Source organism: Nocardia sp. CA-107356, from assembly GCF_050946365.1.
In the GTDB taxonomy this organism is placed as follows: Bacteria; Actinomycetota; Actinomycetes; order Mycobacteriales; family Mycobacteriaceae; genus Nocardia.
The window spans coordinates 7,610,583-7,623,631 of sequence record NZ_CP191992.1 but is presented as its reverse complement, the minus strand read 5'-3'; the positions used below and the strand labels follow the sequence as shown (position 1 = coordinate 7,623,631).

Genomic DNA, 13,049 nt, shown 5'->3' with positions numbered 1-13,049 from the left:
CGAGGAGATACGGCAATGACGACGACCGACCTGGCTTCGACCCGGACGCGGCGGACGGTACGTAGCGGCGAATTCGATATCGCCGTCTTCGAACACGGCGATCCGAGCGCGGAAACCATTGTGCTGGTGCACGGCTGGCCCGACACCCATCACCTCTGGGATGCGGTGGTGCCGCTATTGGCCGGACGCTTCCACGTCGTCACCTACGACACCCGCGGTCACGGGGAGTCCACCCGCACCCGGCACGCCAAGGACTTCCGCTTGGATGCGTTGGCCAGTGACTTCTTCGCCGTCGCCGACGCGGTCAGTCCGGATCGGCCGGTGCATGTGCTCGCGCACGACTGGGGTTCGGTGCAGGTGTGGGAGGCGGTGTGTGAACCGCGGGCCGCGGCGCGAGTCGCCTCGTTCACCTCGGTCTCCGGGCCGAACCTCGACCACCTCGCGAAGTGGCTGCGCGCCAGGCTGACCCGGCCGACACCGCGCAATCTGTGGCAGCCGCTCACCCAGGCGCTGTCGTCGGGATACACGGTCTTCTCCATGACGCCCGGACTCGACCGGGTGTTCCGGGTGGTGGCGCACGAGAAGCGCTGGCAGCGCATCGTATCGATCATGAACGACACCGCGCCGTCGAATATCGTGCTCGGCCCGACCTTCCGCCGCGACGCGGTCGAGGGCCTGCTCATCTACCGGGCGAATATCCTGCCGCGGCTGCTCGCCCCGCGCGAGCGCCGCACCGAGGTGCCCGTGCAGTTGATCGTCGCCGGACGCGATGTCGCGGTGCGGCCCGCGGGCTACGACGATGCGCACAAATGGGTTTCGCGGCTGTGGCGCCGCGATGTGCCCGCCGGGCACTGGATGCCGTTCTCCCATCCGGAACTGCTCGCCACCGCGACGACCGAACTCATCGACGCCGTCAATGGCGGTGCGGCGCCGCGTGGTCTGCGCCGCGCCGAAATCGGGCGCAGTCGACGGCCGTTCGAGGATCAGCTCGTGGTGCTCACCGGCGGCGGCAGCGGTATCGGTCGTGCCACGGCGTTGGCGTTCGCGCGGCTCGGCGCGGAAATCGTGCTCTCGGATATCAATCTGGACGCGGCCGAGCAGACAGTGGAGCTGATCGAGGCCGAAAGCGGTGTGGCGCATGCCTATCGGCTCGATGTCTCCGTCGCGGACGAGGTGAACGCGCATGCGGCGGAGGTGTTCGCCGCGCACGGAGTGCCCGACATTCTGATCAACAATGCCGGAATCGGGCAGGCCGGTGGATTCTTCGATACGCCGTCGGCGGAGTTCGACCGGGTGATGCGGGTCAATCTCGGCGGAGTGGTGAACGGCTGTCGTGCGTTCGGGGCCGCCATGACCGAGCGCGGACTCGGCGGGAATATCGTCAACCTGTCCAGTATGGCCGCCTACAGTCCGCAGCAGGGGTTCAGCGCCTATTCCACCAGCAAGTCGGCGGTATTCATGTTCTCCGACTGTCTGCGTGCGGAATTGGCCGGGCGCGGTGTTTCGGTGCATACCATCTGTCCGGGCATTGTGCACACCAATATCGTTGCCACCACTACGTTTTCGGGTGTCAGCGCGACGGAGGAGAAGCGTAAGCAGGAGCAGTATGACAAGCTGTACCGGGCGCGGCGTTACGGTCCGGAGAAGGTGGCGGCACAGATCGTGCGCGCGGTCGAACGCGATCGCAGCATCGTTCCGGTCACCCCGGAAGCGCGGCTGCAGTACCAGTTCAACAAGTTCGTTCCCGCGATGGTGCGGTTCTTCGCCGCGCGGGTGAAGCTCACCTGAGTCGAATCACGAAGGCGTCCTGGTGAGTTCGGCCTCGATGGCCGCGACTCGCTGGGCGTCGATCCCCCATGGATGCTCGACGCCGACCAGGCTGTCGAGATCCCAGAGCACACACCTCTCGCCGGGCTCGGCAACGATCGACCAGGCCACTACGGTGCGGCCGAGTTGTTCGGCCATGGAGCCGTGCGAATTGCCCTGCGCCGGTACGCCTTCCGGAAAATGATGCAGGAACCGGCCGTAGGCCGCGGTGCAGAATGCGGCATACATCTGCGTGCACAGGATGAAGCCGTGCCACGCCTCGTCGACCGCATGCGACGGCATTCCGACCACCTGACCATCACGCATCGCGGCGCCGCAGCAACGTAACCACTGCCGCAACCCGGCCTCCACCAGCTCGCGTGGTTGCCACGGGCTGGTCTTGAAGACCGCATCGGGGAACTCGAGTGCGGCCACCGCTTTGTCGACATCCCGGAGGTCGACCCGGCGAGTACGGTTTCTAGGACGCAAAAGCACCACGATTCACTGTACGTCGATTTGGGAATACCTTGCCGCCGGATCTGAGCAGCGGCCCCAGTGGGAGATCTGCGTCGAACAATGGACCACTGGGTGATCGGAACGGTGGAGATTTTCGATCGAATGCATTTCAGCGGCTCTGAGTCGGTCGCGGGCGATACGATTCGGGAATGCTGGTCTTTTCCGTTGTGCTGCTCGCCATTCTCGTGATCGGTGGTGGTGTCGCGGTGTTGATCGCGGTCCTGATCACACGGGCGACGAGAAGGCCATTGCCGCCGGGGCGGCGCGGCTACCCGGGTCAGAGCGGGAGTGACGGCTCGCCGTGGACTTACGGGGCCGCGGGATTCGAATCGGGGACTTTCGGTGGCTATGACCTCGGCAGCGGCGGGCACGGCCATGGGCATGGACATGGGCATGGACATGGGCACGACAGCGGCAGCGGGAGCAGTTGCGGCGGGGGCAGCAGTTGTAGTGGTGGTAGCAGTTGCGGGGGTGGCGGCAGCAGCTGTGGTGGCGGGAGTAGTTGCGGCGGGGGAGGTTCCTGAATGATGGCGCTGTTTCTGGTCTTTGTGATCACGGTCGTGATCATGGGCGGTGTCGCGGGCTTCGTAGTGCTGGCATCCAACTGGTCGAGTCGGTCTCGCCGGGGCGCGGGGTGGATCGGTGGCTCCAGTTCGTCATGGTCGGCGGGGGATTCCGATGGCAACGACTCGGGAAGCGGGGGTAGTTGCGGTGGCGGCGATGGGGGCAGCAGTTGCGGCGGCGGTAGCAGTGGCTGTGGGGGTGGTAGCAGCAGTAGTAGCTGCGGGGGCGGAAGCAGCTGCGGCGGAGGCGGTTCCTGACCCGCCCGCTGTCGCACCCCGTGACGGTGCCGGTAGGGCGATCGCCAGAAGAGGCCCGGGTCTGGGGTCACCACCCAGCGCGTGGGGTGTCGGCGGAGCTCGATTCCGGGCGGGAGTATTTCCGCGTTCAGCGTAATCATTCCGTTCGACTTGACCTCAACTCGACTTCAGGTTTCAGGCTGGTTCCTGTCGGGATCGAGCGAGAATGTTGGAGGTTGTCATGCGCGCTGTGCACGCTACGGAATTCGGTGGGCCCGAGGTTCTTTCGGTGCGGGAGGTACCCGAGCCGGTTGCCGGGCCGGGCCAGGCGGTTGTCGATGTCGCGGCGGCCGATGTGATGTTCTTGGACGTCCAACTCCGAAGTGGTTGGGGCACTGAATTCTTCAAGCTCGATCCGCCGTATGTGCCGGGCGGCGCGGTCGCGGGGGTTGTCGCTTCGGTCGGTGCGGACGTCGACCCGAGCTGGATCGGAAAGCGCGTCACCACCCAGACCGCCGCCAGCGGCATCGGCGGTGGGCAGCCGATCGGTGGGTACGCGGAGCAGGCCCTTGCCAAGGCCGAAACCCTGGTTCCGGTGCCCGATGAGTTGAGCCTGTCGCAGGCGGTCGCGCTGGCCCATGACGGCAAGACGGCGCTCGCCATCTTCGATCGTGCCACGATCCAGCCTGGTGATCGGGTGCTGATCACCGCGGCGGGCGGGGGATTGGGCACGTTGCTGATCCAACTCGCCCGTGCGGCCGGGGCGCATGTGGTGGCCGCGGCGCGAGGAAGCGCCAAACTGGAGCTCGCGTCGCGACTCGGCGCGCATGCTGTCCTCGACTACTCCGAACCCGACTGGTCGGCGAGGGCGCATGCCGCAACCGGCGGAAGGGGCGCGAGCGTCGTATTGGACGGTGCGGGAGGCGAATTGGGCGCGGGCGCCATCGAAGCCGCAGCGGACGGCGGGCGGTTCATCGGATATGGCGCTGCCGCAGGACAATTCGCTGATTTCGACCGGGAAGCAGTGGCCGCACGCGGCATCGGTGTACTCGGACTGTTCGACCTGACTGCCACGGATGACATCGATTGGCATGCGTTGGCTGAACGTTCGCTCGCCGAGGCGGTGGCGGGGCGGCTGGAAGTCGTTATCGGCCAATCCTTTCCGCTCGAGCTAGCCGACCGCGCCCACGCCACGATCGAGTCTCGAACGGCCATCGGACGCACAGTTCTTACGGTCTGAACGGCCTTGCGTGACAACTTGTCTCACGCATTGTGCAGGCACCCTGGTTCGGCGCTAGGGTGCCCGCGTGGAAACACTGATTATCGTTGTCGTCATCTTGGTTGTATTGGGTCTCGTCTCCTTCAGCGTTCAGCTGGCCAGCCGCCCGCCGCGCAACGAATCCCGTTGGGACCGTGCTGATGTCGACGACGACTATGACCGCTGGGAGAGCGACTGAACTCAGCCGACCGGCGTCAGCACCACCACCGCGATCGGCCGCTCGGTCATCTTCTGATACTCGCTGTAGCGTCCCTGATTGACCTTGTCGACAATCGCCCAACGCCGAGCGTAGTCCGGATCGTCGGGCAACGTAGCCCGCGCGACAACCGCCAGTTTGCGCCGCCCGACCTGAATCTCACACTCCGGCTCAGCCTTTACATTCGCCAACCAACTCGGTGGCCGCGGCGACCCCCCATTCGACGCGGTCACCAAATAATCCGCCCCATCCCGCCCGTAGGTCAGCGCCGAGGTCCGCCGCTGCCCCGTCTTGCGCCCCACCGTCCGCAACAACAACGTCGGATTCCCGAACAGCAGCCGATGTCCCACCACCCCACCACTGTTCTCATAAACCCACTGATGCACCTTCAGAACATTCGTGAACACACTCGCCACAACCGACCCTCCAGCCTGGTTCCGGGGTTACGCCCCCACCCTAACCGCGCCCCGGCCACCTGGCCGTCACCCCGCAGCTGTGTTCCGCGGTATCCGAGTGGTGCCCGCCCCGCTCCATTCGGTACCATCCCCAACGCTGTCGGTATTCACCGCACACGGGGCGGTAGCTCAGTCGGTTAGAGCCGTGGACTCATAATCCATTGGTCGTGGGTTCGAGCCCCACCCGCCCCACAAACCCCCTCTGAGCAGGGGGTTTTTGTTTTTCGCGAGAGGTTTCGATCTAGAACAGTGCTCTTCCACGAATAGATTATTGCGGTAGCATCGGACGGCATGGGGACCGTTTCGCTGGACGACATCCGCGAGTTACGCGACGACTTCGCGACCGAGCTTCGGCGGAAGAACCGCGCCAAGAAAACGATCGACGTCTACATGGTCCACATCGGCTACTTCGCCGATTACCTGATCTCAGAAGCGCTGCCGACGGACGCGCCCGAGATCACCCGTGACCACATCGGCGGGTACATCGAGACCCTGCTGTCAAGGACGAACCGCCGCACCGGTGAGCCACTGTCCCCGCAGTACGCGCGCAGCCAGTATCGGAGCCTTCAGCAGTTCTTCAAATACCTTGCGGCCGAGGAGATCATCGAGTCCAACCCGTTCGACAAGCTGAGTCTGCCGGACGCTCCGGACAAGCTCGTGCCGGTACCGAGTCTCGAATCCCTGCGCGCCCTGCTCGACCAGTGCGCCGGAACCGACTTCGATTCGCGGCGGGACAACGCCATCGTCCGTCTATTCGCGGACACGGGGTGTCGCTGCGGCGAGGTCGCCAACCTCGGTCTGGACGATCTCGACTTCGAGGAAGACAGCGCGCTGGTCGTCGGCAAGGGCGGCCGGCCACGATCGTCACCGTTCGGCGACAAGACGCGCATCGCACTGCGTCGGTACTTGCGGGCCCGCAACCAACATCCGTTCGCGAAGAAGAGTGACCGGCTGTGGCTCGGTCGGCAAGGTCCGATGACCGACCACGGCATACGGCAGATGCTAGAACGCCGCGCGCAGGCCGCGGGCATCGACCACATCCACCCACACATGCTGCGCCACTGGTTCGCCCACAACTGGCTCGCCAACGGCGGCCAGGAGCAGGACCTCATGATGCTGGCCGGATGGCGCTCGAGGCAGATGCTCGATCGATACGGCAAGTCCGTTGCCGACGAACGCGCAAAAGCAGCCCACCGCCGAGCACGTCTCGGGGACAAACTGTGAGATACCCGTACAGCGGCGGGTGCGAGTTGGGTTTGATGACCGGCCGTCGCCCTCAGAGCGGCTACGGTGGCGACATGGCTGCAGAGCTTCTGGAATGGGCCGAACGGACCGCGCAAGAACTGCTGAGCGACCTCCCGACCCGACTTGCGCATGTCGCGGGCGTCGCGCGTCGTGCTGAGCTTGTTGCAGGCTTGGTCGATGATGGCGACCTGCTTATCGCCGCCGCTTGGCTGCACGATGTCGGTTATTCGCCGCGGTTGGTGCGCACAGGGTTTCATCCTGTTGACGGTGCGGAGTTTCTTCGGGACCAGGGGGTGCCGCCCCGGCTGTGCGCGCTCGTCGCAAATCACTCATGCGCACGAGTCGAGGCGCGGAACCGCAAGGTTCCCTTGCCGTGGCCGGACGAGTGCGGTCCGCTTCGCGATGCCCTTTGGTGGGCTGACATGACCACCACGCCGACTGGCGATACCACCGATATTTCAAGCCGCCTCGCCGAAGTGTGCGAGCGCTATGGACCAGACCACATCGTCTCGCGTTCCGTAACCGAGGCTGCACCGGAATTGTTGGCCGCAGGCGCGCGGACCATGGAGGCCGCCCATCTCTCCGGTCAATGGTCACCCGGCCGCTCGAGGACAGGGGCGGGCAGGACCGTACGTCGGGATTGATGAGATCCTGGAAGTTCGAACTCGATGGAAGGAACGGGTAGAGACGTGATCCGTGCTGTGGTCTTCGATGTGGGCGAAACGCTGGTCGACGAGACCCGAGAATATGGAACTTGGGCTGACTGGTTGGGGGTGCCGCGGCACACGTTCGCTGCAGTATTCGGTGCCGTCATTGCGTCCGGCCTCGACTACCGCGAGACCTTCCAGGTATTTCGGCCTGGGTTCGATCTCGACCTCGAGCGGCAGGCTCGGGCTGAGGCTGGCCAGCCCGAGTGGTTCGGAGAAGACGACCTGTATCCCGACGTGAGGCCTGCACTGTCGAAGCTCCGCGAGATGGGCGTGTGGGTCGGAGTCGTCGGTAATCAGACAGTCCGCGCCGGAGGTCTGTTGCGTGGGCTGGATCTGCCGACCGATTTCATTGCCACGTCGGATGATTGGGGAATCCAGAAGCCGGACCCCGAGTTCTTCCGCAAGGTAATCGAGGCCGCGGGCTGCGCTGCGGCTGAAATTGTCTATGTGGGGGATCGGATCGACAACGACGTAGCACCAGCAAAGCAAGTCGGGATGCGGACTGCGTATCTACAGCGCGGTCCGTGGGGTTGGATCCATCGCGAGAAAGAAGAGGTCACGGAACTCTCCGATTGGAGAATCCGTGACCTCAACGAGCTGCCGGGGATAGTCGGCGTTGAGAACGCGGCGACCTAGCTGTGCTGTCTCATGAGGTTGGTTCGGTTCTGCCGGCCGTGGCGGTAACTCGTCGGTCTCGTGCCCGCGCCAGCGCATGAATGCGACCACGTGCGCGTTCAGGCTCGAATCGACCTGAGCGACTGCGGCTTTAGCTCGTTCGTGTAGATCGCGGGTCCGGCCGGACGGTCATGACCGCACCCGACCAACTCCCGCGACGAGACTCCGAACAGCTCGCACTTGAGCCAACCGCATGAGACACCGCGCCTACTGCTCGACGGCCGTGGTCAACCCCCAGCTGGAGACGGCAGCCTCGAAATGGTCGATCAGTGCCGCTGTGCTGATATCGGTCACCTTTACCTGTGTTCCACGCAGCCCGCTGTAGGCCGGGTAGGCATCGAGCTGGGGCGAGACGACCACTTCCATAGTCGTCGGGTCAATCGCGATCAGCCCCGCATCGAACAGTTTGTGAATATCGGCCCGCAGCGGCAAGCCCTCTTCGGGCAGATGTTTTCCGTGTTCCGCGAACTTGCGCAGGTGCGCGGCTTCCAACGCCGAGGGATGGCAGCGGCCCGTGATCGCACACACCAACCCGTCGCGTTGAAGCACGGCATCCCGAAACTTGTCCTGCCCGTTCCGAACCCGCGACTTCACCATCCGGTGCCCACCCGCGATCGGCTTCGACACTTTGGTCTGCCCGCCGGTCGGTTTTCCGGGTGCCAGGGTGGGGAGGAGGACCGCGGCCCGGTCGAGCAACTGATCAAGCAGCTCTATGTCGAGCGGCCGGATCGAGCTTTGCCGATCGTTGTTCGACCTCGCTGTCATGAGGCGTTCTGTCGACAGCGCACCGTCGATGGCCTGCCAATGGTTGGCGATGTGCGCGGTGTACACGGTTCGCGTCTCGTCGCTCACGACCGGATCGTCGAACTTGTGGCCGCCCCGGTCGCAGCGGAACTTCGTCGGACTGCGCTTGAGCCGGCCGACCGAGGCTCTGCCACACTCCGGGCATCGTTTGATCTGCACCGGCACGTCATGTTCGACCGCGATCGCATCCACGACCGAAACACCATGTACGAGTAGGCGATCGTGTACTACGACTGTGTCGCCCTCAGCCACGCGTAGGCAGTTGCCCACTGTGTTCGTGTAGACGTACTGCACGCCCGGGATATCGGGGTACCCGTCGTTGCTGTGCCAGTCCCGATCCTCGCCCACCGACTTGAAAGCCCACGCTGGCACCGATGCCCCTCCTCAGCTGAATATGTGCAGCCGAGACAACATCGACCACGGCGGCCAGCGTACGCAAGCGCGCCGACAACAACTAGCTGATCAGCGAGTTTACCGTCGTGTGCCAGTCGTACAGACGCTCGTCGAGTGCACGGACCGCGGGCAACGAGTCCCACTGACGAAGTGACTGCCGCACAGCTTTGATTCGATCAAGCGCGGTGGCGTACCAATTTCGGGCGAGGAGATCGAGTGCTTCCTCGAGGAGACTGCACGCGGCCTCTGGGTTCTTCTCCAGAACACATGCAGCTGCGGCATCCGCGAGGTAGATCGGTTTCTGTTTGACCTCTTCCGGCGGCAGATCGCCGATCACGCTTACCAGCGTCTCTCGCGCTTCACGGCCTCTCCCGGCAGTGAGTAGCGTGTTGCCCTTGAAGCCAGCCAGTCGGGTCGGCGAAAACCAGTCCATCCACGACGGAGAAGGATCGGTCTCAGGGCTGTAGGTCTTGTATGCATCTTCGGCGTGGTGAATCAGCGTTAGCGCGCGTCGCGTATCTCCGAACCGTGTTTCGACCTCGGCCTCGACAGCGTCAAGCCATGCCGTGAATTCGGCGTTTGCGCCGCCCCGCCGCGCGAAGGCTCGGGCAGCGCGGAGTCGTTCACGCGCTTCCTCCGCGCGTGCCGGTTCGCCGGAGAAGGCCGGAGCGAATGCCATGTGTGCGAGCGCTGCCGCGCCGAGAAGGGAGTCGGACGCCTCATGCGCGGCCTGGAGGGCAAGAACGAGGCTTGTATGTGCTGACTCTGGCTGCTGCAGGTCAAAGAACTCCAACCTGCCAGCGAGCAGGTTTGATTCTGAAACTGCGCGGGCGAGAACCTCTTTCGCAGCGCCGGGCACCTGTGGCAGGAGGTCGATTCCGAGCTGTGCGTGCTCGGCAACAAGCCGATGAAGTCGCGCCGCGGGGATGGACCAATACATGTGGCGATGCGAGACCGTCACGGTTGCGAAATCCGTTGCAACAGAAGGTGGAAGCTGATGCGACGCCGCATTGTGTAGCCGTTGACTGGCTGAGACTCGAGGCTCAGGCAGCCCACTGCGATCGGTTGCTTGGCGTTCATCTGCCCATGGAGGGGTGAATCCAAGCTCGGTGATCGGGCGTCGAAACAGTGCCTCAAGCGCCGACACGTGATCGTGGTGAGGCCATGGCGGTTCCGCCGATTCCCATCTACGCACGGTCCGGGGAGCGACCTCGGCCCGGAGCCCGATCTCGCGGGCCGTGTCAGTCAGCGCCTTCGCCAGATCGGCTTGAGACCTGATGCCAAGGGCCTGCCTGGCGGCGCGAAGTGCTGCGTTACCTGCGGTTGACATGAGGACAGTCTAGTGCCTTAGAGCGGACGTTGCAGCAAAAGCGGCCGTGATTTGTCCCATCAATGGCCTATATTTTGGCCTTTAATAGGACTTTGTGCCGAGAGAGCCTGTCTTGGAAGAACTTTCCGGATTTCCCAGGAGGACTCTCGATGACAATCAATCTCCCTTCTATCCAGGTCCCCGAGGACCTCATCACTGTCAGGACCGCGGCGTCCCTTGTCGACGTCGACGCCAAAACCATCAAGAACTGGATCAAAGCCGGTGACCTCCAGGGATGGCTGGTCAACGGTCGTCGGTGGCGTGTTCGTCGTGCGGCGGTGCTTGCTCTCGTTCAACCGGTCGACGCGCCTACTTCTGTCGCTGGCGGTGCGGCATGAGCACCCCAGTCGAGAGGACGTTGCAGGCTCGGATCGCCGCGCACGAGTCCTGGGCAAAGACCTCGGATCGAGCCGCTCGGACGGCGAAAGCCCGTGATGCGCTGCTGACTAAATTCGATCGCCTCGTTGATCCCGATGGGCTGCTCAGCCCAGAAGAGCGGGCTTACCGAGCGGCGCAGGCGCGGAAGGCCCATTACACCCGGCTGGCTTTGAAGTCGGCCCAGGCTCGTCGTCGCCGCGGTGGCAGGACCCGCTACGAAGGCGGTGAATCGTAATGCGCGCCCGCACCTTTGGTTTCGCGGTTGCTGCAGTGTCGATCGGCTACCTGGTTCTGGAGCATCCCGCGGTTGTCGGTTTCACCGTGATGCTGTTGGGTGCGTTCGCGTTCTGGGGAGCGTCGCGTCGGTGGGGGGTGCGGCGATGAGCTTGAGCGAACCGTTCCACGATCCGGCCGAGTTGCTCGATGAGTTGGATTCGATCATCCATGAGCAGGAGTTGCTGCGGCTGCGGACGATTGCGTTGCAGGCCCGCTACAAGGCGTTGGAAGCGCACGCCGATCGGTTCGATAAGCCGGGGAAGCACGAGCTGTTTCCCGAGGAATACGGGCGCATCAACGTCGAATACGCCGCAAGGAATCTCGGCGACGCGGCTAGAGATATGGCCGGCACATGGAAATACCACCTCGGGCCTGCGCGGGAGTTGGCGGCGAAGGTCCGCGAGTACCCGCAGCCTGAGCGTGAGCAGGCCGATCGGCCGTTGGTTGATCGGGGGCGGTCGCGGTGAGCGCGCCGTGGCAGCCGGGGCCGGTGCCGCAGGGGTACACGGTCACCCATTTCGACCGCGGGCGCGGTGCTCATAACCCGCTGCAGTCGATGGCCGGTCCAGAGTTCACCGGGGTCGGCGCGGTGTATTCCCCGCTCGGTTTGTTGCCGCCGACAGTGCGGCTGGCCGCGTTCGCGGTGATCCTGCTGGTCGGGATGGCCGGGTGCACGGCGGCGATGGTCGATTACCAGCACTACACGCCCTCGCCGAACGTCTGCCGTTCCGCGAATTCTGGTGTGCCACGGGAGAAGCCAGGTTCGTGTGTGCCCGCGTCGCAGATTCCGGGGGTGCAGCGATGAGCACTTCGGATCGAAGCCAGGAGCAAGCGCGTCTAGGACGTGTTTAAGAAGTAGGTTCGCGTTGGTCGCGCGGGTGTGAAAGCGCTTGTCGGGCATGGTGTGTCGTTTACTGGGAATGGGCGAGGTCTCCGGTAAATGGTTTGTTTACCAAGACGAACCAGAACACCGGAGACCTCGTGATCAGCGTAGCAACGAGGCGGGCGGACTTGACCGAGGAGCAGTGGGTGGCGATCGAGCCGTTGCTGCCCGTCGGGAAGAAGTCCGGTCGCCCGCCGAAGTGGACGAAACGGCAGCTCATTGACGGGATTCGGTGGCGAGTCCGGGTCGGGTCGCCATGGCGGGATGTGCCGGCGTGCTACGGATCGTGGGAATCGGTGTACGGGCTGTTTCGACGGTGGCAGCGCGCCGGGGTGTGGACCCGGATTCTGTCGGCGTTGCAAGCGCTCGCCGACTCCGAAGGCCGGATCGCCTGGGATGTCAGCGTCGATTCCACGATCGCGCGAGCGCACCAGCATGCCGCTGGTGCGCGGAAAAGGGGACCTACAGACCGAACCGCCGTGCACCGGGGATGATCCCGAGCCCGACGATCACGGGTTGGGCCGCTCGCGTGGCGGATGGACCACCAAGACACATCTGGCGTGCGAGCAGGGACGAAAGCCGTTGGCGGTGGTGATCACCGCTGGTCAGCGTGGTGACAGTCCACAGTTCGAGGTCGTGCTCGAGCAGATCAGCGTGCCGCGCGTCGGCTCGGGGCGGGCGCGGACCCGCCCCGACCGGGTCTTGGCGGACAAGGCATACAGCTCCCGTGGCAACCGGGCCTACTTGCGGCGGCGCGGTATCAAGGCGACTATCCCGGTGAAGGTCGACCAGGCCGCCAACCGCCGCAAGAAAGGCTCGGCCGGTGGGCGAGCGCCGGCCTTCGACAAGGACACCTACAAACAGCGCCATGCCGTCGAATGCGGCATCAACCTGCTCAAACAGAACCGTGCCGTCGCAACACGATTCGACAAGCTCGCGGTCCGATACAAAGCAACCGTCGAAATCGCCGCCATCAACATCTGGCTCTCAACTTCTTAAACACGGCCTAGAGGCCGAGTTTGAACGCTTGAACCTTGCGCACGGCGTGCTGTCCGACATCGCGCACGCCGTTGCTGACGTGTCGAAGGCGAAGGGATACCGCGACAACGAGTTCGAGATGTCGAGGAATGAGCTCGCCGCAGACAGCAGCGCGGAAGTGCACGCCGAACGGATGGCAGTGTTCGACCAGCTGCTCGACTTCCGTCACTCTGCGGAGTCGGTCGCGAAGATCCGCACCGTCATCGACGGTGGACGGCGGGTCCGT

15 protein-coding genes and 1 tRNA gene are annotated in these 13,049 nt (G+C 64.3%); 11 read left to right on the top strand and 5 right to left on the bottom strand.

Features of this window, described 5'->3' with window-relative positions:
• Window positions 1-15: 15 nt before the first annotated feature.
• A complete protein-coding gene (locus tag ACQP1G_RS34335) occupies window positions 16-1,788 on the top strand; it encodes an SDR family oxidoreductase (protein ID WP_433193837.1) in 1,773 nt (590 codons plus the stop codon).
• Window positions 1,789-1,794: 6 nt separating this feature from the next.
• Here ACQP1G_RS34335 and ACQP1G_RS34330 read toward each other — a convergent pair whose 3' ends face one another.
• Window positions 1,795-2,301 carry a hypothetical protein gene (locus tag ACQP1G_RS34330; protein ID WP_433193836.1) on the bottom strand — a complete coding sequence of 169 codons (507 nt, stop codon included), beginning with the start codon at window positions 2,299-2,301 and terminating at the stop codon, window positions 1,795-1,797.
• 1,062 nt (window positions 2,302-3,363) lie between these two features.
• Between ACQP1G_RS34330 and ACQP1G_RS34325 the strand changes: the two genes are divergently transcribed.
• On the top strand, window positions 3,364-4,362 hold the full coding sequence (locus ACQP1G_RS34325) for a zinc-binding dehydrogenase (protein WP_433193835.1): 999 nt from the start codon (window positions 3,364-3,366) through the stop codon (window positions 4,360-4,362).
• Between the two features lie 67 nt (window positions 4,363-4,429).
• Window positions 4,430-4,579 carry a hypothetical protein gene (locus tag ACQP1G_RS34320; protein WP_433193834.1) on the top strand — a complete coding sequence of 50 codons (150 nt, stop codon included), beginning with the start codon at window positions 4,430-4,432 and terminating at the stop codon, window positions 4,577-4,579.
• A 2-nt stretch (window positions 4,580-4,581) separates the two neighbouring features.
• Here ACQP1G_RS34320 and ACQP1G_RS34315 read toward each other — a convergent pair whose 3' ends face one another.
• Complete coding sequence (locus ACQP1G_RS34315) at window positions 4,582-5,013, bottom strand: nitroreductase family deazaflavin-dependent oxidoreductase (RefSeq protein WP_433193833.1); 432 nt, start codon at window positions 5,011-5,013, stop codon at window positions 4,582-4,584.
• A gap of 157 nt (window positions 5,014-5,170) precedes the next feature.
• Between ACQP1G_RS34315 and ACQP1G_RS34310 the strand changes: the two genes are divergently transcribed.
• From ACQP1G_RS34310 to ACQP1G_RS34295, 4 genes are all read left to right on the top strand, one after another.
• Window positions 5,171-5,244: transfer RNA gene (locus ACQP1G_RS34310), tRNA-Ile, on the top strand.
• A gap of 99 nt (window positions 5,245-5,343) precedes the next feature.
• A complete protein-coding gene (locus ACQP1G_RS34305) occupies window positions 5,344-6,276 on the top strand; it encodes a tyrosine-type recombinase/integrase (protein WP_433193832.1) in 933 nt (310 codons plus the stop codon).
• A 74-nt stretch (window positions 6,277-6,350) separates the two neighbouring features.
• Window positions 6,351-6,941: an HD domain-containing protein gene (locus ACQP1G_RS34300; protein ID WP_433193831.1), complete on the top strand. Its 591-nt coding sequence runs from the start codon at window positions 6,351-6,353 to the stop codon at window positions 6,939-6,941.
• 45 nt (window positions 6,942-6,986) lie between these two features.
• On the top strand, window positions 6,987-7,643 hold the full coding sequence (locus ACQP1G_RS34295) for an HAD family hydrolase (RefSeq protein ID WP_433193830.1): 657 nt from the start codon (window positions 6,987-6,989) through the stop codon (window positions 7,641-7,643).
• 246 nt (window positions 7,644-7,889) lie between these two features.
• Here ACQP1G_RS34295 and ACQP1G_RS34290 read toward each other — a convergent pair whose 3' ends face one another.
• On the bottom strand, window positions 7,890-8,678 hold the full coding sequence (locus ACQP1G_RS34290) for an HNH endonuclease (RefSeq protein ID WP_433193829.1): 789 nt from the start codon (window positions 8,676-8,678) through the stop codon (window positions 7,890-7,892).
• A 262-nt stretch (window positions 8,679-8,940) separates the two neighbouring features.
• Complete coding sequence (locus ACQP1G_RS34285; protein ID WP_433193828.1) at window positions 8,941-10,209, bottom strand: helix-turn-helix transcriptional regulator; 1,269 nt, start codon at window positions 10,207-10,209, stop codon at window positions 8,941-8,943.
• 149 nt (window positions 10,210-10,358) lie between these two features.
• Between ACQP1G_RS34285 and ACQP1G_RS34280 the strand changes: the two genes are divergently transcribed.
• From ACQP1G_RS34280 to ACQP1G_RS34265, 4 genes are all read left to right on the top strand, one after another.
• A complete protein-coding gene (locus tag ACQP1G_RS34280) occupies window positions 10,359-10,586 on the top strand; it encodes a helix-turn-helix domain-containing protein (RefSeq protein ID WP_433193827.1) in 228 nt (75 codons plus the stop codon).
• Window positions 10,587-11,006: 420 nt separating this feature from the next.
• Window positions 11,007-11,369, top strand: coding sequence for a hypothetical protein (locus ACQP1G_RS34275; protein WP_433193826.1), 363 nt, complete (start codon window positions 11,007-11,009; stop codon window positions 11,367-11,369).
• A complete protein-coding gene (locus ACQP1G_RS34270) occupies window positions 11,366-11,707 on the top strand; it encodes a hypothetical protein (RefSeq protein ID WP_433193825.1) in 342 nt (113 codons plus the stop codon). The genes ACQP1G_RS34275 and ACQP1G_RS34270 overlap by 4 nt, the downstream gene beginning before the upstream one ends.
• A 176-nt stretch (window positions 11,708-11,883) precedes the next feature.
• Window positions 11,884-12,784 (top strand): IS5 family transposase gene (locus ACQP1G_RS34265; protein ID WP_433193824.1). Its coding sequence is split into 2 segments (ribosomal slippage): window positions 11,884-12,249 and window positions 12,251-12,784, totalling 900 coding nucleotides; the frame shifts between segments, so codons are not numbered across the junction.
• Between the two features lie 7 nt (window positions 12,785-12,791).
• Here ACQP1G_RS34265 and ACQP1G_RS34260 read toward each other — a convergent pair.
• Complete coding sequence (locus ACQP1G_RS34260) at window positions 12,792-12,992, bottom strand: hypothetical protein (protein ID WP_433193823.1); 201 nt, start codon at window positions 12,990-12,992, stop codon at window positions 12,792-12,794.
• Between the last annotated feature and the right edge of the window lie 57 nt (window positions 12,993-13,049).